General features: G+C 48.7%; 22 protein-coding genes and 1 pseudogene. 17 read left to right on the top strand and 6 right to left on the bottom strand.

The genetic code is table 11. From position 1 onward, the window contains the following. Nucleotides 1-150: 150 nt before the first annotated feature. The gene (locus tag BST96_RS09860) at nt 151-1,413 is read left to right on the top strand and encodes a malic enzyme-like NAD(P)-binding protein (RefSeq protein WP_085758549.1); all 1,263 of its coding nucleotides are present in this window, start codon (nt 151-153) and stop codon (nt 1,411-1,413) included. Between the two features lie 60 nt (nt 1,414-1,473). On the opposite strand, the gene BST96_RS09865 is transcribed toward BST96_RS09860, so the two are convergent. The 3 genes from BST96_RS09865 to BST96_RS09875 all read right to left on the bottom strand — a co-directional run bounded on the left by BST96_RS09865 (nt 1,474) and on the right by BST96_RS09875 (nt 4,035). Further along, the gene (locus BST96_RS09865; RefSeq protein ID WP_085758550.1) at nt 1,474-1,836 is read right to left on the bottom strand and encodes a PilZ domain-containing protein; all 363 of its coding nucleotides are present in this window, start codon (nt 1,834-1,836) and stop codon (nt 1,474-1,476) included. An 89-nt stretch (nt 1,837-1,925) separates the two neighbouring features. After that, nucleotides 1,926-3,587 (bottom strand): energy-dependent translational throttle protein EttA, encoded by a 1,662-nt coding sequence (gene ettA / locus BST96_RS09870; protein WP_085758551.1) that lies wholly within the window; start codon nt 3,585-3,587, stop codon nt 1,926-1,928. 109 nt (nt 3,588-3,696) lie between these two features. After that, nucleotides 3,697-4,035 (bottom strand): hypothetical protein, encoded by a 339-nt coding sequence (locus tag BST96_RS09875; RefSeq protein ID WP_157117921.1) that lies wholly within the window; start codon nt 4,033-4,035, stop codon nt 3,697-3,699. A 261-nt stretch (nt 4,036-4,296) separates the two neighbouring features. Between BST96_RS09875 and BST96_RS09880 the strand changes: the two genes are divergently transcribed. The 16 genes and pseudogenes from BST96_RS09880 to ribA all read left to right on the top strand — a co-directional run bounded on the left by BST96_RS09880 (nt 4,297) and on the right by ribA (nt 22,206). Beyond that, nucleotides 4,297-6,240, top strand: coding sequence for a DNA topoisomerase III (locus BST96_RS09880; RefSeq protein WP_085760506.1), 1,944 nt, complete (start codon nt 4,297-4,299; stop codon nt 6,238-6,240). 408 nt (nt 6,241-6,648) lie between these two features. After that, nucleotides 6,649-7,896, top strand: a complete 1,248-nt coding sequence (gene glyA / locus BST96_RS09885; RefSeq protein WP_420814632.1) for a serine hydroxymethyltransferase — start codon at nt 6,649-6,651, stop codon at nt 7,894-7,896. Nucleotides 7,897-7,996: 100 nt separating this feature from the next. Then, nucleotides 7,997-8,467: a transcriptional regulator NrdR gene (gene nrdR / locus BST96_RS09890; RefSeq protein WP_085758554.1), complete on the top strand. Its 471-nt coding sequence runs from the start codon at nt 7,997-7,999 to the stop codon at nt 8,465-8,467. A gap of 4 nt (nt 8,468-8,471) precedes the next feature. Beyond that, nucleotides 8,472-9,581, top strand: a complete 1,110-nt coding sequence (gene ribD / locus BST96_RS09895; protein WP_085758555.1) for a bifunctional diaminohydroxyphosphoribosylaminopyrimidine deaminase/5-amino-6-(5-phosphoribosylamino)uracil reductase RibD — start codon at nt 8,472-8,474, stop codon at nt 9,579-9,581. A 14-nt stretch (nt 9,582-9,595) separates the two neighbouring features. Beyond that, nucleotides 9,596-10,713 (top strand): annotated as a pseudogene (gene ribBA / locus BST96_RS09900) (bifunctional 3,4-dihydroxy-2-butanone-4-phosphate synthase/GTP cyclohydrolase II). A gap of 26 nt (nt 10,714-10,739) precedes the next feature. Further along, the gene (gene ribH / locus BST96_RS09905) at nt 10,740-11,225 is read left to right on the top strand and encodes a 6,7-dimethyl-8-ribityllumazine synthase (protein WP_085760507.1); all 486 of its coding nucleotides are present in this window, start codon (nt 10,740-10,742) and stop codon (nt 11,223-11,225) included. 22 nt (nt 11,226-11,247) lie between these two features. Then, a complete protein-coding gene (gene nusB, locus BST96_RS09910) occupies nt 11,248-11,709 on the top strand; it encodes a transcription antitermination factor NusB (RefSeq protein ID WP_085758556.1) in 462 nt (153 codons plus the stop codon). Nucleotides 11,710-11,719: 10 nt separating this feature from the next. Continuing rightward, nucleotides 11,720-12,745 carry a thiamine-phosphate kinase gene (gene thiL, locus BST96_RS09915; RefSeq protein WP_085758557.1) on the top strand — a complete coding sequence of 342 codons (1,026 nt, stop codon included), beginning with the start codon at nt 11,720-11,722 and terminating at the stop codon, nt 12,743-12,745. Between the two features lie 4 nt (nt 12,746-12,749). After that, the gene (locus tag BST96_RS09920; RefSeq protein WP_085758558.1) at nt 12,750-13,253 is read left to right on the top strand and encodes a phosphatidylglycerophosphatase A family protein; all 504 of its coding nucleotides are present in this window, start codon (nt 12,750-12,752) and stop codon (nt 13,251-13,253) included. A gap of 13 nt (nt 13,254-13,266) precedes the next feature. After that, nucleotides 13,267-14,751 (top strand): AAA family ATPase, encoded by a 1,485-nt coding sequence (locus tag BST96_RS09925; RefSeq protein WP_085758559.1) that lies wholly within the window; start codon nt 13,267-13,269, stop codon nt 14,749-14,751. A 317-nt stretch (nt 14,752-15,068) separates the two neighbouring features. After that, nucleotides 15,069-15,803 (top strand): DUF3313 family protein, encoded by a 735-nt coding sequence (locus BST96_RS09930; protein ID WP_085758560.1) that lies wholly within the window; start codon nt 15,069-15,071, stop codon nt 15,801-15,803. Between the two features lie 134 nt (nt 15,804-15,937). After that, the gene (locus tag BST96_RS09935) at nt 15,938-16,510 is read left to right on the top strand and encodes a DUF4136 domain-containing protein (protein WP_169713961.1); all 573 of its coding nucleotides are present in this window, start codon (nt 15,938-15,940) and stop codon (nt 16,508-16,510) included. 84 nt (nt 16,511-16,594) lie between these two features. Continuing rightward, nucleotides 16,595-19,816, top strand: coding sequence for an AsmA family protein (locus BST96_RS09940; protein ID WP_157117922.1), 3,222 nt, complete (start codon nt 16,595-16,597; stop codon nt 19,814-19,816). A gap of 105 nt (nt 19,817-19,921) precedes the next feature. Then, entirely contained in the window at nt 19,922-20,764 is an 843-nt protein-coding gene (gene thiD, locus BST96_RS09945; RefSeq protein ID WP_169713962.1) for a bifunctional hydroxymethylpyrimidine kinase/phosphomethylpyrimidine kinase, read from the top strand. Between the two features lie 36 nt (nt 20,765-20,800). Further along, nucleotides 20,801-21,448, top strand: a complete 648-nt coding sequence (locus BST96_RS09950; protein WP_085758564.1) for a retropepsin-like aspartic protease family protein — start codon at nt 20,801-20,803, stop codon at nt 21,446-21,448. A gap of 167 nt (nt 21,449-21,615) precedes the next feature. Further along, entirely contained in the window at nt 21,616-22,206 is a 591-nt protein-coding gene (gene ribA, locus BST96_RS09955; protein ID WP_085758565.1) for a GTP cyclohydrolase II, read from the top strand. A gap of 55 nt (nt 22,207-22,261) precedes the next feature. On the opposite strand, the gene BST96_RS09960 is transcribed toward ribA, so the two are convergent. The 3 genes from BST96_RS09960 to hemL all read right to left on the bottom strand — a co-directional run bounded on the left by BST96_RS09960 (nt 22,262) and on the right by hemL (nt 25,499). Further along, the gene (locus tag BST96_RS09960) at nt 22,262-23,026 is read right to left on the bottom strand and encodes a TIGR04219 family outer membrane beta-barrel protein (protein ID WP_085758566.1); all 765 of its coding nucleotides are present in this window, start codon (nt 23,024-23,026) and stop codon (nt 22,262-22,264) included. Nucleotides 23,027-23,120: 94 nt separating this feature from the next. Beyond that, entirely contained in the window at nt 23,121-24,131 is a 1,011-nt protein-coding gene (gene hemB / locus BST96_RS09965) for a porphobilinogen synthase (protein ID WP_085758567.1), read from the bottom strand. A gap of 87 nt (nt 24,132-24,218) precedes the next feature. After that, nucleotides 24,219-25,499 (bottom strand): glutamate-1-semialdehyde 2,1-aminomutase, encoded by a 1,281-nt coding sequence (hemL, locus tag BST96_RS09970; protein WP_085758568.1) that lies wholly within the window; start codon nt 25,497-25,499, stop codon nt 24,219-24,221. Nucleotides 25,500-25,520 lie beyond the last annotated feature (21 nt).

Below are 25,520 nucleotides of genomic sequence, written 5' to 3' on the forward strand. Positions count from 1 at the left end.
CTGCTAAGCTACATTTAATAAAAGGTGCTTGTGGCAGCAGGTGCTTTTCTATATTCTTTCGCCCCCTTCACAAGGTGAAAAAGCTATAAAAATCAACTGATTGTTATAACAATATACCTTTTATATTATTTACCATTGGATTAAAAAAGTATGTCAAAAGACATCAAGCAAGCGGCACTGGATTATCATGCCCAGCCAAAACCTGGAAAAATTTCTGTTGAGCTAAGTACTAGCGCCGCTACCCAGCATGATCTTGCTTTGGCCTATAGTCCGGGTGTGGCAGAACCAGTTAAAGCGATTGCTGAAAACCCGGTACGGGCTTATGACTATACGGTGAAGGGTAATCTGGTTGCGGTGATTTCCAATGGCACGGCTATTTTAGGTTTGGGTGATTTGGGTGCGTTGGCCAGCAAGCCGGTTATGGAAGGTAAAGCCCTTTTATTTAAGCGTTTTGCCGGTATTGATTCTGTAGATATTGAAGTTGATACCAAAGATCCTAAAGCCTTTATTGATGCGGTTGCACTGATAGCGAATACCTTTGGTGGTATTAATCTGGAAGATATTAAAGCGCCAGAATGTTTTGAAATTGAAGATGCTTTAATTGAACAATGTGATGTGCCGGTTTTTCATGATGATCAACACGGTACTGCGATTGTAACAGCGGCGGGCATGTTGAACGCGTTAGAGATTCAGGGAAAAACACTGGAAGAAGCCAAAATTGTTTGCCTGGGTGCAGGTTCGGCGGCGGTTGCTTGTATGCGCTTGTTGCGTAGTCTGGGTGCGAAAAAAGAACATGTCACTATGATTGATCGCCGCGGTGTTATTTATAGTGGTCGAGAAGGGCTTAACGAATTTAAGGAAGAGTTTGCTCACGATACCAGTGATAGAACGCTGGAAGATGCGATAAATGGAGCGGATGCTTTTGTGGGTTTATCCGGCGCCAACTTATTGAGCCCTGAACTGTTAAGTACGATGGCAGCTAAGCCGGTTGTCTTTGCTTGCTCTAACCCTGATCCTGAAATTGACCCTGCATTGGCCAATGCAACACGCAGTGATTTAATTATGGCCACTGGCCGTTCTGATTATCCCAATCAGGTAAATAATGTATTGGGCTTTCCGTTTATTTTCCGTGGCGCTTTAGATGTACGTGCCAGTAAAATTAATGAGGAAATGAAAATTGCGGCGGTTAATGCGATTCGCGAATTGGCCAAGCAGCCTGTACCTCAGTATGTGTTGGACGCATGTGGCGTAGACAGTTTGGAGTTTGGTGCCGGGTATATTATTCCCAAGCCAATGGATAGCCGTTTGCTGGGTGATGTTTCTGCGGCAGTGGCGCAGGCGGCGATTGATACTGATGTGGCCAGGCTGCCTTATCCTGAACACTACCCCATTACGAGTGTTGATGAATTGTAGTGGTATGAGTTTGAAATAAAAAAGGCCATCTTACGATGGCCTTTTTTTTGGCAAAAATCTTTATCCGCCCAGAGAGGTTAGTTCACGTTCCAGTAGATGTTCATCACCTAAGTTTAATTCCACTAACCGACGCAGATGAATAATGCTGTCGATATCAATATGTTCGCACTCAAAGCCGGATTGGCCATGGCGAGTATGGCGCCAATTTAGCGACATCGTGATGGAGGTCTCTTCATCAAGATTGATCGTGGCTTCTATCAGCTGACTGGTATCGGCATTCCAATTGTCCGGCGTGACAATTAGCAGGCCCTTGAGTGATAGGTCAGCCAGGGTGGCGATCCATTCTTGGTCCCCCTGACTTAAAGTTATCTCGCCAGTAAAGGCGATGCGGCTAAAAACGCGGCGCTCAATATCGTTAGTCATAACGTTGCCTAATCCTTTTGCGTTGTTTCATGTCATATTGTTATATCATCAGCTCAATACCTGAGTGATCAATACAGACTATAGCAGGTTTACTTTAACTTTTTGTATTTGACCCTCTGCGGTAACGCATTTTCGCCTTTGCGGGCAACAAAGTCTTCATGGTATTCGGTGTAGTTGCCTTCAAAAAACACCACTTCGCTATCCCCTTCATAGGCCAGGATATGGGTACAGATTCGGTCCAGGAACCAGCGGTCGTGAGAGATAATCATGGCACAGCCTGGGAAGGTAATCAGTGCCTCTTCCAGTGCCCGCAGTGTCTCCACATCCAAATCGTTAGAGGGCTCATCGAGTAGTAGCACATTGCCACCTTGTTTCAGGGTGCAGGCCAGTTGCAGGCGGCCGCGTTCACCACCGGACAGTTCACCCACACGTTTTTGCTGGTCGGAGCCTTTAAAGTTAAAGCGACCAATATAAGCCCGCGATGGGATTTCATAGCTGCCAATTTGCAGGATGTCGTGGCCTTCTGATACGGCTTCCCAGACGGTTTGCTGGTCATTAAGTGCATCCCTTAGCTGTTCAACATAGACCAGGTCTACGGTTTCACCGAGTTCAACTTCGCCGCTATCGGCTTGCTCCATACCAGCAATAATTTTAAACAGCGTCGATTTACCAGCACCGTTGCCGCCGATAACGCCGACAATAGCGCCTTTGGGTACAGTAAAGCTCAGGTCCTGATAAAGCATTTCATCGCCAAAGGATTTGCTAACCCCTTTGACTTCAATAACTTTATCGCCCAGTCGCTGCCCGGGTGGTATATAGATTTCGTTAGTCTCGGCGCGGCTTTGGAAATCCTGTGATTGCAGTTCTTCAAAACGTGCAATCCGCGCTTTGTTTTTTGCCTGGCGGCCTTTGGGGTTTTGCTTGACCCACTCCAGTTCAGACTTAACTGTTTTCTGGTGTGAGGCTTCCTGTTTGGCTTCTCGTTGCAGGCGCTCTTCTTTTTGCTCAAGCCATGACGAGTAGTTGCCTTCGTAGGGGATGCCACGACCGCGATCCAGTTCCAGAATCCAGCCTGCTGCATTGTCGAGAAAGTAACGGTCGTGGGTAATCGCTACCACCGTGCCCGGGTATTCGCAGAGGAACTGCTCCAGCCAGTGCACTGACTCTGCGTCCAAATGGTTGGTCGGTTCATCCAGTAATAGCATATCCGGGTTGGACAGCAGCAGTCGGCAAAGGGCCACTCGGCGGCGCTCACCGCCAGACAGTTTGGTGACATCGGCGTCCCAGGGTGGCAGGCGCAAGGCGTCTGCGGCAACTTCCAGTTTATGGTCCAGGTTTTGGGAGTCAGCAGCCTGAATAATATTCTCCAGCTCCTGCTGGCGTTTGCCCAGTGCATCATAATCCGCATCGGGTTCGGCGTAGGCGGCAAAGACTTCTTCCAGTTCTTTTTGGGCGGCTACGACATCTCCCAGTCCATCTTCTACATTGCCGCGCACATCTTTACTGGGGTCTAGCTCGGGTTCCTGAGATAAATAGCCGACATTAATACCAGCCTGTGGGCGAGCCTCGCCTTCAAACTCTTCATCGACCCCAGCCATAATGCGCAGCAGGGTGGATTTACCCGCGCCGTTTAAACCCAGCACACCAATCTTGGCGCCGGGGAAAAAGGATAGTGAGATATCTTTAAGAATTTGGCGCTTGGGTGGGACGACTTTGCCCACGCGGTTCATGGTGTAAACGTACTGTGCCATAGGGTATTAATCCTGACTCAAGGTGTTAGTGATTGGGAATTGCCTGAATAGGGAGGCAAGGTACTCAATCTTTTCCTTTAGATCAAGGTGAGAAGAGAGTCGCGGTTGATTAGGCGCGTACGTCGATAGTGCGACCGACTTCCTGCATGCGCTCAAAGTTGGCTTGATAGCGGTCGGTGATGCTATCCATGGTCATTTTGGTTTGCATCTGCGGAACAATAGCGGCCGACTTTTGGGCGGGGGGAACAACCGCAGGCATTGGGGGGTTGGCCAGAGGGGTTTCGCCAACGCCTTCAGTGATGGCGTCCTGGTCTACCTGTTTGGCCTGTTCAATTAATTCATTATTACTGCTTTCACGCTTGGGCATATCGGTGCTCTGCCGGGATAGCGAGGCGGACAGTGATGCCGTTGAGGGGGCTGTAGAATGAATAACCATATATTCAGGCAATAGCTTTTTCTGGTCAGCGCGGGGCTGGCAGAATAGTGGGTTTCAATATGTATTGGGTTGGTCGGCAGTGTTTGTCGACGGCGCTATATTAAAGAAATTAAAAAATCCGTCCAATAGATTTTTTTTACATTTTTCCCGCTATTTATAGCTGAAAGTTTGATAAGTGATTATTTGTTATCCACTGACGGTGATAGCATAAATGTCTGGAGTACTGTTTTTATATACAGTATAGTCAGGATGTATTCACGGGATGGTATTGCCATGAGACTATTTATTGCAGAAAAGCCCAGCCTGGGCCGCGCCATAGCGGATGTATTACCCAAGCCCCACCGCAAGGCGGAGGGGTGTATTTATGTTGGCAATGGTGATTGCGTGAGTTGGTGTGTTGGTCATTTACTGGAGCAGGTTGAGCCGGATGCCTACGATGCCAGGTTTAAACAATGGCGGTTGGAGCATCTGCCGATTGTGCCCGAGCAGTGGCAGCTAAAGCCCAAGGCCAGTAGCCGCAAACAATTATCGGTGCTGCGGCAGTTGATTAAACAGGCTGACCAGTTGATTCATGCCGGTGACCCTGATCGCGAAGGGCAGTTGCTGGTTGATCAGGTGATTGAGTATCTCAATGTCAGCGCTAACAAACGTGCAACCATCCAGCGCTGCCTGATCAGTGACCTTAATCCTGCTGCGGTCAGCCGGGCGATCAAACAGCTGACTGACAATAAAGCCTTTGTGCCCCTCTCGACATCTGCCCTGGCCCGCTCCAGAGCAGACTGGCTCTACGGTATTAATATGACGCGGGCCCTGACCTTGCAGGGGCGCAAGGTTGGCTATCAGGGGGTACTGTCGGTAGGGCGGGTGCAAACGCCTTTATTGGGTTTGGTGGTACGCAGGGATAAAGAGATTGAAAGCTTTGTGGCCAAGCCTTTTTATCAGGTTTTTGCCCAGCTTGAGACCGATAAGGGTGAGCACTTTAAAGCCAAGTGGCAGCCCAGCGAAGCCTGTGCCCAATGGCAAGATGAGGAGGGCAGGGTCATTGCCAAAGCCCTCGCTGAAAATGTAGCCAGCCGTATTGCTGATCAACCTGCCACGGTTAAAGCCAGCTCCCGAAAAGTCAAACAGCAGCCCCCGCCGCAGCTCTATAATTTATCCGCGTTGCAGATTGATGCCGCCAAGCGTTTTTCGATGTCGGCCAAGCAGGTGTTGGATAGCTGCCAACGTTTGTATGAGCAGCATAAGCTGCTGACCTACCCACGTTCGGATTGCCGTCACCTTCCCCAAGAGCATTATGCCGATCGCGATAGAGTGTTGGCGGCGATTGCCAATAATGCACAGGCATTGGCAGGCGCTGTGTCCGGGGCCGACCCGTCCTTAAAGAGTAAAGCCTGGAATGACAGCAAAGTGTCAGCTCACCATGCGATTATCCCCACCGCGAGGCAGGCGTCCACAGCTCGGCTTAGTTCGACTGAGCGCAATATCTATGAGTTGGTCGCCCGGCAATATACCGCGCAGTTTTACCCTGCCCATGAATACAGTGATAGCCAGCTTGACCTTGAGATTGGCGGTGGCCTGTTTATTGCCAAAGCCCGGCAGTCGCTGCTCGATGGTTGGAAGGCGTTATACCCAAGTAAAAAACAGCCATCGCCTGATACTGCGGTCAACCAAGCCTTGCCGGCATTAAAAAAAGGCGAGCATTGTCATTGCATCGGTGGTGATGTTCTGGAGAAGTTAACCACCCCGCCCAAGCCCTTTGATGATGCCAGCTTACTGGCGGCTATGACCGGTGTGGGGCGCTACGTTAAAGACCCTGAAATACGCAAGGTGCTTAAAGAAACCGATGGTTTGGGTACCGAGGCAACGCGGGCGGGTATTATTGAGCTGCTATTTAAGCGCGATTTCCTGCGGCGGCAGGGCAAACAAATACATGCCACCGCAGCAGGCAAGGGCCTGATTAATAGCTTGCCAGAAGTGGCGACGCTGCCGGATATGACGGCGCAGTGGGAGACGCAGCTCAATGCCATTAGCCAAAAAGCCCTTAGCTATAAAGGCTTTATGCAGCCGCTGCAATGCTCTTTGGGGGAGCTGGTTGATCAGAGCCAATCCGTCTTGCCAGTGGGGCTAAAGGATATCAAAGCAAAACCGGCCTTTAGAAAAGGCCGCAAGCGGCGGGTAGCGGCGAAAAAAACCTCCAAAACCGCGTTGGCAAGCTAGTGGCCTTTAACTAGGTCGTCTCTTTATAGGTGCCCCAGCTTGTTTGAATGCGCTCGGTATAGGCCCTGATGGAGGCCGTTAGCTCCCGGATTTTGAGGATTTGAAGGTCTAATGTCCGGGAGGCTGCTGATGCTTTGTATGCCATTATATTACCGCTATTGGTGTTAGAGTGATTTGCTGTGACGGGTGTTCATAATATGGGGGCTGGAGCCTATGCTCCTATGATCAAAAATGACAATAAAGTGGCCGATTAAGACAACCGGTTTACCTGTTTTAACTACTCGCCTAAAAAGTATCAATCCTGTACAATTCGCGCCTTTGAAAAACAGCATCCACAGCATGTGATGGCGGCTGAGATTCCATGTTCACTTACCATTAGCCAAGGGGTTAGCAATGTTTACTAAAGATATGCAGGTCGAAGGTTTTGATGATGAGATTTTTTCTTCGATCCAGGAAGAGAACCAGCGTCAGGAACAGCATATTGAGTTGATCGCGTCTGAAAACTACACCAGCCCACGAGTCATGGAAGCGCAGGGCTCTTCCATGACCAACAAGTACGCTGAGGGTTACCCCGGCAAGCGTTACTACGGCGGTTGTGAGTATGTTGATAAAGCTGAAGAGTTGGCTATTGAGCGTGTTAAAGCTCTGTTTGGTGCCGATTACGCCAATGTTCAACCGCACTCCGGGTCGCAGGCTAATTCAGCGGTTTATCTGGCGTTGCTACAGGCTGGCGATACCGTATTAGGTATGAGCCTGGACGCCGGTGGTCACCTGACCCACGGTGCCAAGCCAAACTTCTCCGGCAAGGTGTATAACTCAGTGCAGTACGGCTTAAATGCTGAAACGGGCATGATCGATTACGATCAGGTTGAAGCGCTGGCTCTTGAGCACAAGCCAAAAATGATTGTGGCGGGTTTCTCTGCCTACTCCGGTATTGTTGATTGGGCTCGCTTCCGTGAGATTGCGGACCAGGTTGGTGCTTATCTGATGGTAGATATGGCCCACGTTGCTGGTTTGGTGGCCGCCGGTGTTTATCCAAATCCTGTACCCTTTGCTGACGTGGTGACCTCAACCACCCACAAAACCCTTCGTGGCCCCCGTGGCGGCATTATCATTGCCAAGCATAACGAAGAGTTGGAAAAGAAATTTAATTCAGCGGTATTCCCCGGTGGTCAGGGTGGCCCCTTAATGCATGTGATTGCCGCTAAAGCGGTAAGCTTTAAAGAAGCGGCCAGCGATGACTTTAAAGTCTATCAGCAACAGGTGGTTGCCAACGCTAAAGTGATGGCGGCGACGTTTATTGAGCGCGGTATTAAGATTGTTTCCGGTGGTACTGAAAACCATCTGATGCTGGTTGACCTGATCGGTAAAGAATATACCGGTAAAGATGCCGATGCTGCCCTGGGTGATGCCTTTATCACCGTTAACAAAAATGCCGTACCTAATGACCCTCGTTCACCTTTTGTTACATCGGGTCTTCGTGTAGGCACCCCGGCGATCACTACTCGCGGCTTTAAAGAAGATGAAACCCGCGAACTGACTAACTGGATGTGTGATGTGCTGGATTCTTTGGAAAATGGCACTAGCGAGCAGGTAATTCCAGCAGTAAAAGCCAAAGTGCTGGATATCTGCGGCAGATTCCCTGTTTATAAGTAAGCAGTCCTCTATTGAGCAGCAAGAGGCGGGTCATTCCCGCCTCTTGTGGCTTCTATGATAGACTTCCGTCCACGTTCAATCTTCTGAAGGTAAGCCGCCCATGCGCTGTCCCTTTTGTTCCCACGATGATACCAAGGTTATTGACTCCCGGCTGGTAGCCGAGGGTGGTCAGGTGCGTCGCCGTCGCGAATGTACTTCATGTTCAGAGCGCTTTACCAGCTACGAGACCGCCGAGCTTCTGATGCCACGTATTATTAAGCAAAATGGTAACCGCGAGCCCTTCGATGAAGAGAAGATGCGAGCCGGTTTATTACGTGCTTTAGAAAAACGGCCCGTGAGTATCGAAAAAATCGAGGCGGTTGTTAGCCAGATTGAACACTCATTGCAGGCTACCGGCGAGCGCGAAATTGAGTCGATCAGAGTGGGTGAATTAGTGATGGAGCAATTAAAACTGCTCGATCAGGTCGCCTTTGTACGTTTTGCCTCTGTCTATAGAGACTTTAAAGACCTCAATGAATTCCGCGAAGAGATTGATCGCTTGGCGGAAGAGCCTGAAGCCGGCGACGAATAGCCCCATGGATGACCGCGACTACATGCAGCTGGCCATTGATTTGGCTCAGCGCGGTTTATATACCACCTCGCCCAATCCGCGAGTCGGCTGTGTACTGGTTCGTGATGGCGACATGATTGGTAGTGGCTACCATGTAAGGGCCGGTGAGGGCCATGCTGAAGTCAATGCAATCGCCGATGCCGGTGATGCTGCCGGTGCAACAGCCTATGTCACGCTGGAACCATGCAGCCATACCGGTAAAACACCACCCTGTTGTGCAGCGTTGATAGCAGCCAAGGTGGCGCGGGTTGTTGTGGCAATGACAGACCCCAATCCCTTAGTGGCAGGCAGGGGGATTAAGCGATTGCAGGATGCAGGTATCACGGTTGAAACCGGTGTCTTGGAAGCTGAAGCTAAAGCCTTAAATCCTGGTTTTATCAAACGTATGGAAAAGGGTGTGCCCTGGCTAAGAGTAAAGCTGGCCATGAGCCTTGATGGCCGCACCGCGATGGCGTCTGGCGAAAGCCAGTGGATTACCGGTGCAGCGGCCAGAAGTGATGTACAGCGCTTACGTGCTCGCAGTTGTGCGGTGGTATCAGGAGTCGATACAGTGATTGCCGATCAAGCCTGCTTGACTGTGCGTGCCGATGAAATGGGTATTGATCCGGATATTGCCTTGCTAGCTGCCGAGCAGCAGCCATTAAGAGTGGTATTAGATTCCAGGCTGCGTTTACCGGTTGATGCCAATATCTTATCGCAACCGGGCCATACGTTGCTTATCGCCAGTGCAGAAAACCCCAAGGCCCAGCACGCTTTGGAACAGGCCGGTGCAGAAGTGGTTTACCTGCCTGCCGCTCATGGCCGGGTGGATATCACCAAAACCTTGCAGCTATTGTCTGAACGGCATTGCAATGAAGTAATGGTAGAGGCGGGCGCCACATTGGCGGGTGCTTTTATCGAGGCGGGTCTGGTCGATCAGTTGAACGTTTATATGGCGCCCACCTTACTGGGCAGTGAAGCAAGACCCTTATTACAGTTGCCACTGAGTACGATGGCTCAGCAGCAGCGATTAACCATTGAAAGTATTACCCCGGTAGGTGAGGATTGGCGCATTGATGCCAGCCCACTGAAATAATCAAGAGGTAGAACATGGCACTTAATACAGTTGAAGAACTTATTCAGGATATCCGCTTAGGCAAAATGGTTATCTTGATGGATGACGAAGATCGCGAAAATGAAGGCGATCTGGTAATGGCGTCGGAGTGCGTCAAACCGCAGGATGTTAATTTTATGGCCAAGTATGCTCGCGGCCTGATTTGTTTAACCTTAACCGAAGATCGCTGCCGGCAAATTGATTTACCCTTGATGGTAGACGGTGCCAATGGCGCACAGTTTGGCACTAACTTTACCTTATCGATTGAAGCGGCCGAAGGCGTTACGACGGGTATCTCCGCTGCCGATCGTGCTCATACCGTTCGCACTGCCGTTGCTCGCGGTGCCAAGCCCAGTGATATTGTGCAGCCGGGGCATATTTTCCCGATCATGGCTCAGCCCGGTGGTGTATTGACTCGTGCAGGTCATACCGAAGCCGGTTGTGATCTTGCCAGACTGGCAGGCTTTGAAGCCTCGGGTACTATCGTTGAAATTATGAATGAAGACGGCACTATGGCCCGTCGCCCGGAGTTAGAAAAATTTGCGCAAGAGCACGACTTAAAAATTGGCACCATTGCCGACCTGATTCACTACCGTGTGATCAATGAAAGAACCATTGAAAAAGTGAGCGAAGGTCAGGTTAATACTGACCATGGCGAATTTACCCTGCATACCTATAAAGATTTATTGGCCGGTGATATCCACCATGCTCTGGTAAAAGGTGATGTTAGTCAGGATGACGCCACCCTGGTACGTGTGCACCTGGCTTCATCTATTCGTGATTTATTGGGTACTCAGCCTGGCGATACACCGGGTTGGAATATTCAGCGCTGTATCAAAAAAGTGGCTGAAGAGGGCAGCGGTGTTATTGTCTTGCTAGCCCATGATGAGCGCCCTGAAGAAACCCTGGCCAGTGTTGACATTGCAATGGGTAAAAAGCCAGCTCCGCTGGCCGTTGCCGATGGCAGCTCCAATGCTTATCTAACCGTAGGTTTAGGCTCACAAATTTTACGGGATGTGGGTGTAAGCAAACTTCGATTAATGGGCCGCCCATTAAATACAGTGCAATTTCCGGTTTTGATTTAGAAGTTGTTGACTTCGTCTCTCCTGAATAAACTGACCTGAATAGCGGAAGAAAATGATGAAAGGTATTGAAACCCCCGAATATAACGCAGCTATTTTAGCGGGCAAGCGCATTGCCATAGTGGTTACTCGCTGGAATACATTTATTGTTGATAATCTATTGGCGGGCGCCAAAAAACACTTAACCGAGAACGGTATTGAAGAAGCCAATATCGAGTTGATTATGTGCCCCGGTGCTTATGAAATCCCGCTAGCCTGCCAGCATGTTGCCGCCAGTAAGCAGTACGATGCCATTATTACCCTTGGCGCAGTGATTCGTGGCGGTACGCCACATTTTGAATATGTGGCCGGTGAGTGTTCCAGTGGCGTTATGCGTGTCAGTCTGGATACCGGTATGCCCATTGCCTTTGGCGTGTTAACGGTGGATAACGAACAGCAGGCGTTAGAGCGTTGTGGTGTTGGTGAAAACGCCGAGAACAAAGGTGAAGAATCTGCCGCCTGTGTATTAGAAATGCTCTGTGTTATTGGCAGCCTAAACTCTTAATATGAACTCTTAATAAATAGTGATGAGTAAAAACGTGTCTGAGAAACAAGAATTTAATCCAGCGGCTCGCCGCAAAGCTCGTCACTATGGTATGCAGGCCTTATACCAGTGGCAGATGACTAAAGATTCGGTGACAGAAATTGAGCTGCAATTTTTGGCCGACTATGATTTTGCCAAAGTCGATGTTGAATATTTTCACGATATTGTTCATCACGTTCCCGCCAATCTGGAAGAATTGGAGCAAGCTTTTACCCCGCATCTTGATCGCACGATTGAAGAATTAGACCCGATTGAACTCGCGCTATTGCGTTTGGGAAGCTACGAATTAGTTAAGCGTATTGATATTCCCTATAAAGTCGTTATTAACGAAGCGGTAGCGCTGGCAAAAAAATTCGGTGCCACCGATGGGCATAAATACATTAACGGTGTGCTCGATAAATTAGCGCAGGATGTTCGTGCTATTGAAATAAAAGCTGGCAGCTAACGACTAGGTTATGAGTGACTCCGGGCAGCTAAGCGAGTTCGATATTATTGCTCGCTACTTTGCGGATATTGATGGCGGTACTACAGTCGGTACTACAGTCGACACAACAGCCGGTCAGTCTGCAGTGACTCTTGGTGTCGGCGACGACTGTGCTCTGTTATCACTGCCGCCGGGCCAACAGTTAGCACTTTCTATTGATACTCTGGTTTCTGGTCGACACTTTCCCGAAAACGCCAACCCTTACCAACTTGCTGAGCGCGCTTTAGCGGTTTCCATTAGTGATTTAGCAGCGATGGGCGCAACCCCACTGGCATTTACCCTCGCGCTGACTTTGCCTGCGGTTGATACGCAGTGGTTGGATGGTTTTAGTCGTGGCCTGCGCGCAGCGGCTCAGGCCTATAAGCTGCCATTAATGGGGGGTGATACCACACAGGGTCCGCTAAGTTTAACGGTTCAAGTCCATGGCAGTGTCTCTGCGCAGACGGCATTGAAACGCTCGGCAGCAAAGCCTGGCGATGCTATTTTTGTCAGCGGTACGATTGGTGATGCAGCTGTCGCACTGGCAATGATTCAAGGGCGTTTAACCGTCGATCAAGCGCAGCAGAACTTTTTAAATCAGCGTTTTTACCAGCCCAGCGCACGGCTGGATATAGGGCAGGGCCTGTTGGGCCTTGCTAATGCCGCCATCGATATTTCAGATGGTTTATTGGCTGACCTGGCGCATATTGCCAAAGCGTCACAGTTGGCTGCGGTCGTTAATGTAGACCAATTGCCTTTATCGAGTGTGATAAAGGCCGTCGTGGAAAAACCTCAGGCGCTGGCTTATGCTTTAAGTGGGGGTGATGACTACGAATTATGTTTTACGGCACCACCGGAAAATAGAGCGCTAATCAAAACACTTGGCCAGCAGTTGGGCGTGCCCATTACCGAGGTGGGAACAATGCTAGCAGGGTCCGGGGTAAGTTGCATTGACGCCAGTGGTGGCGATGTATCTGTTGATGCCAGTGGCTACCAACACTTTAATCATAGCGAATAACTGTATGCCTACATCTGCTGTAAAGCCAGAAGCCAAAAAAATTCTTACACATCCTATCCATTGTCTGGCGTTTGGCTTCGGTAGTGGTTTGGCACCCAAGGCGCCGGGCACCTTTGGCACATTGATGGCTATCCCGCTTTATTGGTTGCTGAGCCCGTTGCCATTACTGGTCTATGCGCTGGTAGTATTGGCCGCCTTTGTGATCGGCATTTATCTCTGTGGTAAAACGGCTGAAGATTTAGGGGTGCATGATCACCCGGGTATCGTCTGGGATGAGTTTGTTGGTCTTTGGATTGCCCTGTTTGCAGCACCTGCGGGCTGGTTATGGCTGCTGATTGGTTTTGCTTTATTTCGCCTATTTGATATTTGGAAGCCCTGGCCGATTAAAATCTTTGACGAAAAAATGGAAACCGGTTTGGGCATTATGATTGATGATGTGTTGGCGGGTATCTACGCGCTGATTATATTACAAGGCCTGGTATATCTGGTGGGGCCTGACTTATTGTAGAAAAGGATTGCGTATGAAGGATGTTGCAGATCTTGGGTTAATTATTGATTCCAATGTACCCATTATTGTTTTAGAAACGCATGATGAAAAACGTGCACTGGAATTACTTACCCAGGTAGCGGTTAAAAAACAGCTAGGCTATTTCTGCTGGTCCATCACAGAAGGCATCAATCGCTTAGGTTTTGGTGATGCCTTAAATCTGCCGCCGGAGCCTGAGTCTCCCTCCGACGTGTTAAAAACCATTAAAACAAAAAATCAAGCAGCACTGTTTGCGCTCTGTGATTTTCATCCCTACTTGGCTGGCAACCCCGAGCATGTACGCTTACTAAAAGATATTGCGCTGAACTATGATCGTTTGCAGCATACTCTGGTGCTAATTAGTCATCAGTTAGATATCCCTGCGGAGCTACAGCACTACTGTGCAAAATTTTCTATGACCTTGCCGAATGATGCCCAACTGATGGCCATTGTTCGCGATGAAGTGTCGGAGTGGTCAAAAGATAATGCCAAGGCTCGGGTTAAAACCGACCATACAACACTGAAAAAACTGATCAAAAATTTGCGGGGCCTGAGCCAGCAGGATGCTCGTCGTTTGGCCCGCGGCGTCATTAGAGATGATGGCGCTATTACTGAAGATGATCTACCCGAGGTCAATAAAGCCAAATTTGAACTGATCGATATGGAGGGCGTGCTTAGCTTTGAATATGATACCGCCAGGTTTTCTGCGGTGGGCGGCCTGAATAAATTAAAAGACTGGGTAAAGCAGCGGGAAGATATTTTCCTGAATACCCAAAGTCAGGATGTGGATCGCCCCAAGGGGGTTATGCTGTTAGGTATTCAAGGAGGAGGTAAAAGTCTTGCCGCTAAATCTATTGCCGGTTTATGGGGTGTTCCTCTATTAAGGCTGGATATGGCGGCGCTTTATAATAAATTTATTGGTGAAACCGAGAAAAACCTGAAAAAGTCCCTTCAGCAAGCCGAGCTTATGTCACCCTGTGTGCTGTGGATTGATGAAATAGAAAAAGGCCTGGCTACCAGCGATAGCGATGACGGCACTTCCCGCCGAATTCTAGGCACCATGCTGACCTGGATGGCGGAGCGAGAGGCCAATGTCTTTATTGTGGCCACGTCTAATGATGTCTCTCAGTTGCCCCCTGAGTTAATGCGTAAAGGGCGTATGGATGAAATCTTTTTTGTCGATTTACCCAAACCACCGGTGCGTGAAGAGATTTTTGCGATTCACCTTAAGAAGCGTAACTTTGATCCACAGCGGTTTGATCTGTCAGTATTGGCGGAACAGGCAGAGGGCTTTTCTGGCGCGGAGATCGAGCAGGCAGTGGTAGCGGCGTTGTATAGCTCTTCAGCACAGAGGCAGCCCCTGTCGACCGAGCATATTGCCGAGCAGATCGATAATACCTACCCCTTGTCTGTGGTGATGGCGGAGAATATACACCAGTTGCGCGATTGGGCGGCCGATAGAACGGTGCTGGCGGACTAATGCTTTAGTATTACTTGATGTAATGTTTTTTATAATAACAATAGATTGTAATTATTTCTCAACACGGTGTACTTTTAAATCGTCAAAGAGAGAAGTCTCTAGACAGAATGTCAAAGTAGACACTAAGGAGAAATTGTATGTTAAGTTTAATCGTAATGCCTGTTGTTGCCGTATGTTTTCTAGGTGCCTTTGCCCTGATGGGCTATATGTTGGCCAGTGATGCGCAGTTTGCCTATGGTGACAATAGATTTTAGGGCTATTGGGGTGCCATGTAGGCAGTAGCAGTTTGTAATAAGTGATTATCTTGGAGGTATCTTATGTTACATAAATCGGTTCCTTTTTGGGCGGCAGCCAGCAAGCTGTTTGCCGTGGTCTTATCTGCAGCGGCCTTGGTGGCCTGTAGTCAGCAGGCGACCATTCCTACCGGCGAAGATGCCGAAAAAATCGGTGATAACCTCTACAAAGTAGAGAATAGCAGTGTCAAGGCCGCCTTTGTTGACCCTGAAGTCGATTTTGCCGTGTACAAAAAAATCTACATAGCGCCACTGAATCTGGATAAAGTCAAAATTATCCAGCCTAGTTCAAGCCCCACTAATCGAAAACCCTGGGAGTTAACTGACAAAGACAAAGAGCTGTTAACTAAACGCTACCAGGAAGTGATGACAAAATATTTGCAGGAAGAAACGTCTGCCAGCACTGGCTATGAAATAGTGAATGCGCCGGGTGAAGGTGTATTGCAATTATCTTCCGCCATTCTGGCTATAGCGCCAACAGCCGCTAAAGATGACTTTAAAAGCCGGCCGGTGGGCCGCTCCAGAGTCTTTACTGAAGGTGCAGGTAGTATGACTATTGGTTTTGCTATTAATGACTCTGCTACCGGTAAAGCACTGATTACTGCTGTTGATCAGCGCAGTGGCTGGGGTACTTACCGCAGCAATAACCGAGTGACGAATATGTCTGATGTTAGTCTGATGTTTGGCAACTGGGCGAATAAAATTCGGCATGGCTTAGATAGCCTTAGTGCCAACTTTGAAACTCGCCAACAGCAGTAGTTCGCTATAACGGTAAATTAAAAAATCAGCCAGCATTTTCTGGCTGATTGCTTTATGATAAGCCAACTAATAAGTAACAGGCTCGCTGATTCAGTGGCCCGTTTATAATGACCACGCCTGTTAAGGAGAGAAGCATGGCAATCTTTGCATCAAATCGAATCAAGTCTCTGTTGGTGTTGGTTATGGCCCTTGGTCTGGCGGCCTGTGCCAGTGAGCCTCCCAAACCGGTACTGGATTACAATCCTGATTATGACTTTTACCAAATCAAGACCTATGCTTTTGCTCCGGGAAAATCTATCGGCGCTGATAGCTTGGTAGGCAACCGTGTTGAAATGGCTATAGAGAGTGAAATGGCGGCTAAAGGCATCAAGCTTGTCGAGGCCGATAAAGCAGACGTACTGGTTCGTTTTATGTTGATGACCCAGAACAAACAGGATATTCGTACCTATGATCGCCATTACGGCGGTGGTGCTTATCGCTGTTATCGCTGTGGTTATGGCTCAGGTTATAGAACCTCCACGGAAGTACAGGTAAAAAACTATACCGAAGGCACGCTGGTTATCGATCTGGCCGACCAGAAAATGGATAGAGTGGTTTGGCATACTATCAGTAAACGTAAAGTGGTTAAAAACCGCACCCCTGAAGAGCGTGATGCGCTGGTGAAAGAGGTGGTTGGTGATATGTTTGCAGAATTTCCTCCACTTTAAGTCTGGGTGCTAATCACTGTAAAAACGAATAGGGATGCCATCGGCATCCCTTCTTTGTTGTAGCTATAACGCCGAATATGAACTGTGAATAAACTCATCAAACTAGCTCTGGCTCTGCCGGCATTGTGTGTACTCCTTGTCGTGATCTTTGTCGTATTGCTGTTCAGTGATAGAAAGCTGGTGCTGGAATATGCTGTCGCTTTTACCTCCGATTATCGTTTGTCGATTGATGGGCCTTTTTCTTTTGGCACTGAGGATGGTATTGGCAGTATCACTTTGGGTGATGCCACGCTTTACTCGGCGCTGGATGGCCAGACTTTATTAACAGTGGGTCGGCTTGAGTTGGTGGCTGATTTTGGTGTGTTCTCTCTGACCTCTGCCAATATCCAAAAGCTGCGGGCTGATAATGTGGTCGCAACGGTAATTAAAAACGACGATGAGACTTTAAATTGGCCGGTGCCCACGCCAGAGAAAAATCAGCAGGAAGAGGGTGAAAGGGATTGGGATATTGTTTTAGGTAATATCCAATTAAGCAATGTGCGGCTTAGTCTTGATGGTTTTACCGATAGAGCGCAGCAGCTACATATTACTTCATTAAATTTATCTGAGAATCTTAAACCCAGAATTATAGAATCCAAAGCCAGACTGAATGATTTGCCCATAGCGGTCTATGGCGAACTGTATGATCTATCCGCATTTGTGCTGGATGAGCAGCCGCTGCGGCTATCGCTTAACACCACCATCGATAATTTTCGCGCTGGTCTGGTGGGGGTGTTTAGTAATAGTGATACCAGTACCGACCTGCGTTTAAGTATCAGCGCCGATAATATGAAAAGGCTAACGGATGTTTTTAGCGAAGATTTTCCAGATTTAGGCGAGCTTTCTTTATCTGGTCAATTATTAAATCAAGAAGATGGTTATCAGCTGCGAGATATTGAGGTTGAGGTGGATGGCCGTGGTTTGCAATTGCAAATGAACGGACGGGTTGAACATTTATTGGATGACCCGGCATTGGCGGGTACGGTTAATGTATCGTCTCCGGATATTGGGCGTTTTGAAATACTGAATACCTTGGCTGGCAGGGATTTGTCCGGTTTACAGGTCGATATTGCGGGGCATGTGAGTTATCTGGATCAGCAGGCCATTTTTGCCGACCTTGCGGTATCCGCTAATGATAAGCAGCAAGATGTATCAGTATCGGCGGCTAATTTGCGGCTGAAATTTGCTGGGGATAATACCGTTGTTGATGCCAGTTCTGCGGTGCTGGCTTATCAAATAAAGGAGGATAATCCTACGGCGGCTGAGCCCTGGGCTTACCAATACAATGCCGATCAGCTCTATGCGGAGATACAGCAAGATTTTTCTGCCGTGATAAAAACTAACGGCGAGTATAAGGGCCTGCCTGTATCGGCCGGTGGTGAATGGAAGCAGGATAATAGTTACCGTTTTGATGTAGTACTGGATCAGGCGGTCGCGGTGATTGAAGGTTTTCTGCGGGATGATCAGTTTCAAATAGTGGGGCGCCTTGTCACACCAAGCTTAAAGCCGTTGGCGCAGTTACTCGATGAAAAACCGCTGCCGATCACTCAGGGTGAAATTGTTATCGCGGTGGATATTAATGGTGCTGATGTAGTGTTGAGTCAATTGGATTTAACCCTGACTAACCAGAGTTCCAGTATTACAGTTTCTGGCCAGGCGGATGACTTGCTAACCTTTGATGATTATCGTTTGGATGTGGCGGTAACCGCCGAGTCGCTCAAACACCTGGATCGCTGGGTGAGCCAGCATGGTGAAATTGTTGAGCGCAGTATTGATGCCTTCGGTGATACTCGCACCTATGCCAGTTCTGGTGATGTTAACTACCGCCGTGCACAAGCCGAGGTATCGCCATGGTTGCAAGATGTAATGCAGGCATTAGAGCTCGATAGTTGGATTAAAGAATATCCGGCATTAGATGCGAAGACAGATTTGACCATGATCTTAACCGGCCGTGATGATGATCTGAAGATTGATATTAATACGCTTACCCTGCGTTCGGCGTTGGCGGCTGTCGATTGGTCAGGTTCTCTGAGAGATGATGGTGAGCAGTTTTCTATGCAGGGTAATTTAACGGCGGTTTTGCAGCCCGGTGCCGTCGATGAAATAGTGACGTCGGCAAGCTTGGCGGCTGGAACTGCGCAAAAAGACGACGGCCCGATTACATTGTCTTCGATGCAAATCGTTGCCGGTAATACGGAGTTGACCGGTAATCTTGAGCTGGATATGGCTGATAGTTTAAAGAAAATATCCGGTAATCTGGATTTTAAAGTATTGGATATATTGCCCTATACCTCAAGCATTGAAGTCGCTGATAAACAAAGTAACCCCCCCGCCAGTCCGGGCGGCGAATCCTTTTTTTCCGACGAACCCTATCCCTTGGCATGGTTGCCAGAGTATGACGTAGATTTAAGTATCACGGCCGAACAATGGGCAACACCATGGTTTGACGCTCGCCAGCTTAAGCTTGAGGTTTTATACCAGGACGATGTTTTTACTCTTAATCCGGTGTCTTTTATGGTGGGGCAGGGGGCTCTGGGCGGAAACTTTGCTTTGGATAACAGTCTTGCCATAACGGCGGCGTCATTAAAATTAGAAGCTGACTCGCTAGACCCGGATTTAATGAGCTTGCTGCGAGACTACAATTTAATGAAGTCAGGCAGTGTGAATGTTCGGGTTGATGTGACTGCTACGGGCAAAACAGAAAAAGCCCTGGCCAGCTCTCTCGATGGCCAAATGTCTCTCTATACCATCAACAGTTTGTTAAATGGCCGTGATCTGGCTGACCTGGCCCCCGAGGTTTTGACTCAGGTAAATCAAAAGGTAAACCCCTTTTATAAAAAGCCTGAAGAAGGCGAGGATACCGAATTACAGTGTGCCGCACTGCATTTTGATGTACAGCAGGGCGTGATGACGGCCGATAAGTCTATTATTCTGGTAACCCCTGATATTGTCTTTGGCGCCAATGGTGCTATTGATCTGGGCAAAGAGCGTTTACGCATGCAGATTATCCCCAGAGTACGCAGGGGGCTAGGTATTTCTCTGCGAGGTACTGCGGCCAAAATGGCGGTGATTAATGGCCCTATGACCGCACCCGTGGTTGAGTTTGACCCTAAGGGGGCGCTAACCTCCGCTGGGCGAGATGTAGCAGGTACGGTGCTCTATGGCCCGATTTATTGGATTTATATGGGGCAGGCGGAGAAGTTACTAGCCTCTTCCAGCTCCTGCACTAAATTAATTACACGGGTTGAGCAGCGTTTCAATCAGTAGTTTTTTTGCTATATAAATGTTTTATCGCGCCTTTGCGTGATAATCTGCTTTTTTGTGCTGCTGGTTGATTAGGCAGTACCTTTAAACCTGAGATGGGAAAATAGAGTGATCGACACAAACAATAAAATCCCTGTGGTATGGAGTATTTCCGGCTCTGACTCCTGCGGTGGCACGGGCATACAGTCTGATTTAAAAACCTTCCACGACTTCGCTACCTGTGGCTGCTCCGTGGTGACTGCCATTACCGCGCAAAACTCCTTTGCTACTGGCTACTCGGTGGCCACTGAGCGCAAGTCGGTGGTGGCACAAATTAATGCCTTAGACAGTGATATGCCTGCTGATGTGATTAAGGTGGGTATTCTTCCCAATCTGGATATTGTCGAGACGGTGGTTAAGTATTTTGATGATTACCAAGGTTATGTGGTCTATGACCTGGAGCTGGAAGGCAGCGGTGAAGCGCTATTAGGTGAAGCGGGTGAGCTGCTTCGTTCCAGCTTATTACCTCGAGTGGATTTGCTGGTGGTAAATGTCGAAGAAGCGACAGCGTTAACCGGTAATGAGATTGGCTCTTTTGAGCAAATGGAAAGTGCAGCGGCCAGCTTGATGGCTATCGGTAGCCGTTCAGCACTGATTACCGGTGCAAAATTTGGCGATAGTGGCCAGCGATTTGATTATTGGACAGACGGTGAAGAAGCCATTTGGGTGACTGTTGATGGTGCTCCTGGAGTTAATAACCGCGGTGGCGGTTGTATTTTATCAGCCGCGCTGGCTGCAGCTTTGGCTAATGGTCACGCCTTTAAGGATGCCCTCAGTCTGGCCAAGGCCTATGTAACTCAAGGAATACGTGGAGCTAAAGCGATTGGCAGTGGTCCTGGTGCCGTTGCTCATTTGGGCTTGCCCGATCAAGAGGAAGATAAGCCCCTGTTATCTGATAAACGGCCCGCTTGATCGCCAGGGTTTAATATCAGCTTGCTGGTAGAGAAGATGAAAAGATGGATGCGGCTGGCAGTAATATTGAGCCAGCTATTACTCTTTAGTGCGAATACCTTAAGCCTTGAAATTCAGGCTAATGGGCTGTTTAAGAATGCCGCCGTGGTAACCATTGATGGCAAGCAGCGCATGCTTAAGGCTGGCAAGCCCAGTCCGGAGGGGGTCTTGCTGATAGAAGCCAATACCAAAAGGGCCATTATAGAGATCAACGGTCAGCGTCAGGAGCTGACGCTTAGCCGCCGTATTAGCGGCAACTTTACTCAGGCCAGCCAGCCAGAAGTCGCTATTCCCCGTAACCGTTCCAATCAATATATCAGCAATGCGTCGATTAATGGTCGCCGGGCTAAAGTACTGGTTGATACCGGCGCCAGTATCGTCGCGCTTAGCAGTGACCAGGCCCAGCGGCTGGGTATTGATTATAAGAAGGGACAGCTCTCTGCCGTGATTACAGCCAGTGGTAAAGCCAAGGCCTACCGCCTGACCCTGAGGTCGGTTGAGGTGGGTGGTATTCGGGTGAATGCGGTCGATGCTTCGGTAGTAGAGGGAAGCTATCCGCGACACATTCTGCTGGGTATGACCTACCTTAATCACGTTAATATCCGCGAACAGGATGGTATTTTATTCCTACAGCAGAAATATTAGTCATTATCCCTCCATTTTGTCGGCTTATAGCGGGTTAGCAACGGTGCGCGACTGCTGGTAGAATGTGCGCCCGCTGTCGTTATGACAGGTTAAGGCATGCTTAGGGCATCATAGTTAAGGTCTAAGCCATAGTTAAGCCCAGTTAAGCTGTATTCCAGGAGATATGTGTGACCGTAAGTTATGTTGAATCCTCTAAGCTACCCACCGCATGGGGGGTGTTTGATATGCACGGTTTTGAGGATGGCGTTAACGATAAAGAGCACCTGATTCTCAGTATGGGGGATGTGGGCAGTGGTGAGCCGGTGTTGGCTCGGGTCCATTCTGAGTGCTTAACCGGCGATGCGCTGTTTAGCTTGCGCTGCGATTGTGGTTCCCAGCTACAGGCCGCCTTAAAGGCTATTGCCGATGAGGGCCGCGGTGCTTTGTTATACCTTCGCCAGGAAGGTCGCGGTATTGGCCTGCTAAATAAAATCAAAGCCTATAAGCTGCAGGATCAGGGTGCCGATACGGTTGAGGCCAATGAACAGTTGGGTTTTGGTGCCGATATGCGCGATTACGGTATTTGCAAAGTGATGCTTGAGCACCTCAATATCAAACAGGTGCGCTTGATGACCAATAACCCTCGCAAGGTGAAAGCGTTAACCGATCAGGGCGTGGATGTGGTTGAGCGTCTGCCATTGCAGACCGGGCAAAACCCACACAATGCCAAGTATCTGGCCACCAAGGCGGGTAAGCTTGGCCATTTAATGGGTGAGTAAGAGGCTTAAGTCCATGACCGTGTTACGCACGGCCATGGCTGATGATAGAGCTAACTTAGAAGTGGTAAAACAAAGTGGCGTATCCGCCATCGATAGTTGCATCAGCTTTTTCATCGCGACTATCTTCATAGTCCAGATCAAAAGAGCGGAACCCCGCTTCAATACCTAATCCAAACGATGTTTCATAGCCGATATTCACTTTATAGTCGATCAGCGAATCGCCGTCGTAAGCCAGCGCATTCACATCGCCGCCAACATAAAGCCCTGTCAAAGGAAGGTCGAATTTTGCCGCGACATATAACATGGGTAAGGTATCGTCGATTTCTTCACTGGCCTTTAAAGTTAAAGTGCTGGGGCCAATAGGTACTTCGCCGGTTAAGGTTATGCCTTCATCAAATTGACGAACGGTAACACCCACATCCAGACTCACCCAGTTATCGAGTAGCTCATAGTAGAGGGTTAAGTCGGTATGACTAAGGTCTGATTCGGTAGTGACCTGTGTGCCTGAAGGAAACGGAGTGCCATCAAAGATAAAGCCATCATCAATGTTAACGGTCTCTTCAATATCCATCTCGGTTCTGGCAAGCATGACGTTTGGAATAAGCGGGATGGGGTGCTCAATAAGTACGTAAAAACTATTATTGGTTTCGTCTTCAAGGCCTAAAGTTTGTTCAATATCCAAAGAATCAGGACCGGACTGAACAGTACCTTCGTAGTTTTGGTTCCAGGCGCTGACGCCTACTTCAAAGCCCAAGGTATCTGCCTGGGCAAACGCTGGCAGGCAAAGTGCTGCAGCGCCAAGAATAAGTGATTTTTTCATACTCGATGAATCCCCTGATAATGGTAGTGCTAAACGTTGTCATCCAAGTCTAGCAGAAAACCTTGTTTTCACAGGAAAATTACCGGAAAAGGCATTAGCGGCTGAGGAGTTTTGCGACGTCCTTGGCAAAGTAGGTGAGAATGCCGTCAGCCCCTGCGCGTTTAAAAGCTAACAGGGATTCTATCATTACCTGATCTTTGTCCAGCCAGCCGTTTTGAAAGGCTGCCATATGCATCGCATATTCACCGCTAACTTGATAGACAAAGGTAGGTACTGCCAGCTCATCCTTTACCCTCCGCACAATATCCAAATAGGGCATGCCGGGTTTGACCATAATCATATCGGCACCTTCCTCCAGATCGAGGGCGCATTCATGTAGAGCTTCATCGCTATTGGCGGGGTCCATTTGGTAGCTGTATTTATCGGCGCCTTTTAAGTTGCCAGCAGAGCCGACGGCATCTCTAAAAGGGCCATAATAACTGGACGCATATTTGGCTGAGTAAGCGAGAATTTTTGTATTAACAAAATTAGCTTGTTCCAGCGCACTTCTTACTGCACCAATACGGCCGTCCATCATATCGGAAGGGGCAACAATATCGACACCGGCTTGCGCATGAGAAACGGCTTGCTTCACTAAAGTTTCAACCGTGCGGTCATTCAATACATAGCCTTCGCTATCAAGAATGCCGTCCTGACCATGAATCGTAAAAGGGTCTAAGGCAATATCGGTAATGACGCCAATGTCAGGTACTGCATCTTTAATCGCTTTGACCGCGCGTTGGGCTAAACCATCAGGGTTAAAAGCTTCTTCAGCAAATTCTGACTTGGCGCTATTCGGAGTGACAGGAAACAGTGCAATAGCAGGCACCCTCAGGCTATTTAGCAGCTTTGCTTCTTCTACGAGTAAATCAATACTCAGCCGTTCAATACCAGGCATAGAGCTAATCGATTCTCTTTGGTTTTTTCCTTCCAAAACAAAAACCGGATAAATTAAATCGTTTACCGTCAATACAGTTTCACGCATCATCCGGCGAGAAAAATCATCGCTACGCATTCTACGCATGCGGGTATTGGGGTAAGAGCCTCGGTGTAAAGATTTACTCATTCTTTTTCCTTTATTATCGTAGGGTGGATTGTAATCCACCAATACTGCTCTGTTAGGATTTATGGTGGATTATAATCCACCCTACGCTCAGAGCTGAGAAAAAACTTTTTTGGCAGCTTCTAATGTATATTGAATATCGCTATCGGTATGTGCTGCCGACATAAAACCCGCCTCATAAGAGGCCGGTGCCAAATAAACCCCCGCCTCTAGTAGCCCATGGAAGAACTGATTAAAGCGGTCAGTATTACAGTCCATCACTTGCTGGTAATTAGTAATGGTTTTTTCTTCCGTAAAGAAGCCGCCAAACATGGTGCCGACATGATTAGTGGTAAATGCAATGCCTGCATCCGTGGCCACTTTTTCCAGGCCTTTAGCTAAAGCCGTCGTTTTATCAAACAGTGGCTGGTAAAAATTATCCGCTTGAATTGCGGCAAGCTGTGCCAGCCCCGCTGCCATCGCAACAGGGTTGCCCGATAAAGTGCCCGCTTGATAGATTGGGCCGAGCGGCGCAATCTGTTCCATAATTTCGCGCTTACCGCCAAAGGCTCCCACTGGCATGCCGCCACCAATAACTTTGCCCAGCGTGGTGATGTCCGCTTCGATATTGTAATAACCCTGCGCACCGGTTAAACCTAAACGAAACCCTGTCATCACTTCGTCAATAATAAACACGCTGCCAAACTGATCGCACTGGGTTCTGATTTCTTCTAAGAACCCGGCAACGGGTGGCACACAATTCATATTGCCAGCAACGGGTTCAACAATAACCCCGGCGACTTGCTCACCGACTTCACTAAAGGCTTGCTTGAGGCCTTCAATATCATTGTACGTTAAGGTGATGGTGTGATCGGCTAAGGCGGCGGGTACGCCGGGTGAGCTTGGTACCCCCATTGTTAGTGCTCCCGAGCCGGCTTTGATCAGTAGCGAATCAGAATGGCCGTGGTAGCAGCCTTCAAATTTAATGATTTTATCGCGGCCGGTATAACCTCGTGCTAGACGAATAGCACTCATGGTAGCTTCGGTGCCGGAATTGACCATCCGCACCAAATCCATATTGGGCATAATCCGACACAGCTCTTGTGCCAGTTCCGTTTCAATTTCGGTGGGTGCACCAAAACTTAAGCCAGATTTTAATTTTTCAGTCACTGCATCCATGATGGCCGGGTGGGCATGGCCGAGGATCATGGGGCCCCAGGATAAAACATAATCAATATAGCGTTTGCCTTCACTATCGAATAAATAAGCCCCTTCGGCGCGGTCAATAAACACCGGGGTGCCGCCTACTGCGCGAAAAGCACGTACCGGTGAATTAACACCGCCGGGAATAAATTGCTTGGCTTGTTCAAAAAGTTGTTCAGATGACGTCATGGTATAGGCTGCAATGGAGTT

The sequence above is a fragment of the Oceanicoccus sagamiensis genome, assembly GCF_002117105.1.
In the GTDB taxonomy this organism is placed as follows: Bacteria; Pseudomonadota; Gammaproteobacteria; order Pseudomonadales; family Dasaniaceae; genus Oceanicoccus; species Oceanicoccus sagamiensis.

Bases quoted from the DNA above. Each gene is read 5' to 3' on its own strand.
- BST96_RS09860 (WP_085758549.1), top strand. From the start codon at position 151: ATGTCAAAAGACATCAAGCAAGCGGCACTGGATTATCATGCCCAGCCA.
- BST96_RS09865 (WP_085758550.1), bottom strand. From the start codon at position 1,836: ATGACTAACGATATTGAGCGCCGCGTTTTTAGCCGCATCGCCTTTACT.
- ettA (WP_085758551.1), bottom strand. From the start codon at position 3,587: ATGGCACAGTACGTTTACACCATGAACCGCGTGGGCAAAGTCGTCCCA.
- BST96_RS09880 (WP_085760506.1), top strand. From the start codon at position 4,297: ATGAGACTATTTATTGCAGAAAAGCCCAGCCTGGGCCGCGCCATAGCG.
- glyA (WP_420814632.1), top strand. From the start codon at position 6,649: ATGCAGGTCGAAGGTTTTGATGATGAGATTTTTTCTTCGATCCAGGAA.
- nrdR (WP_085758554.1), top strand. From the start codon at position 7,997: ATGCGCTGTCCCTTTTGTTCCCACGATGATACCAAGGTTATTGACTCC.
- ribD (WP_085758555.1), top strand. From the start codon at position 8,472: ATGGATGACCGCGACTACATGCAGCTGGCCATTGATTTGGCTCAGCGC.
- ribH (WP_085760507.1), top strand. From the start codon at position 10,740: ATGAAAGGTATTGAAACCCCCGAATATAACGCAGCTATTTTAGCGGGC.
- nusB (WP_085758556.1), top strand. From the start codon at position 11,248: ATGAGTAAAAACGTGTCTGAGAAACAAGAATTTAATCCAGCGGCTCGC.
- thiL (WP_085758557.1), top strand. From the start codon at position 11,720: ATGAGTGACTCCGGGCAGCTAAGCGAGTTCGATATTATTGCTCGCTAC.
- BST96_RS09920 (WP_085758558.1), top strand. From the start codon at position 12,750: ATGCCTACATCTGCTGTAAAGCCAGAAGCCAAAAAAATTCTTACACAT.
- BST96_RS09925 (WP_085758559.1), top strand. From the start codon at position 13,267: ATGAAGGATGTTGCAGATCTTGGGTTAATTATTGATTCCAATGTACCC.
- BST96_RS09930 (WP_085758560.1), top strand. From the start codon at position 15,069: ATGTTACATAAATCGGTTCCTTTTTGGGCGGCAGCCAGCAAGCTGTTT.
- BST96_RS09935 (WP_169713961.1), top strand. From the start codon at position 15,938: ATGGCAATCTTTGCATCAAATCGAATCAAGTCTCTGTTGGTGTTGGTT.
- BST96_RS09950 (WP_085758564.1), top strand. From the start codon at position 20,801: ATGAAAAGATGGATGCGGCTGGCAGTAATATTGAGCCAGCTATTACTC.
- BST96_RS09960 (WP_085758566.1), bottom strand. From the start codon at position 23,026: ATGAAAAAATCACTTATTCTTGGCGCTGCAGCACTTTGCCTGCCAGCG.
- hemB (WP_085758567.1), bottom strand. From the start codon at position 24,131: ATGAGTAAATCTTTACACCGAGGCTCTTACCCCAATACCCGCATGCGT.
- hemL (WP_085758568.1), bottom strand. From the start codon at position 25,499: ATGACGTCATCTGAACAACTTTTTGAACAAGCCAAGCAATTTATTCCC.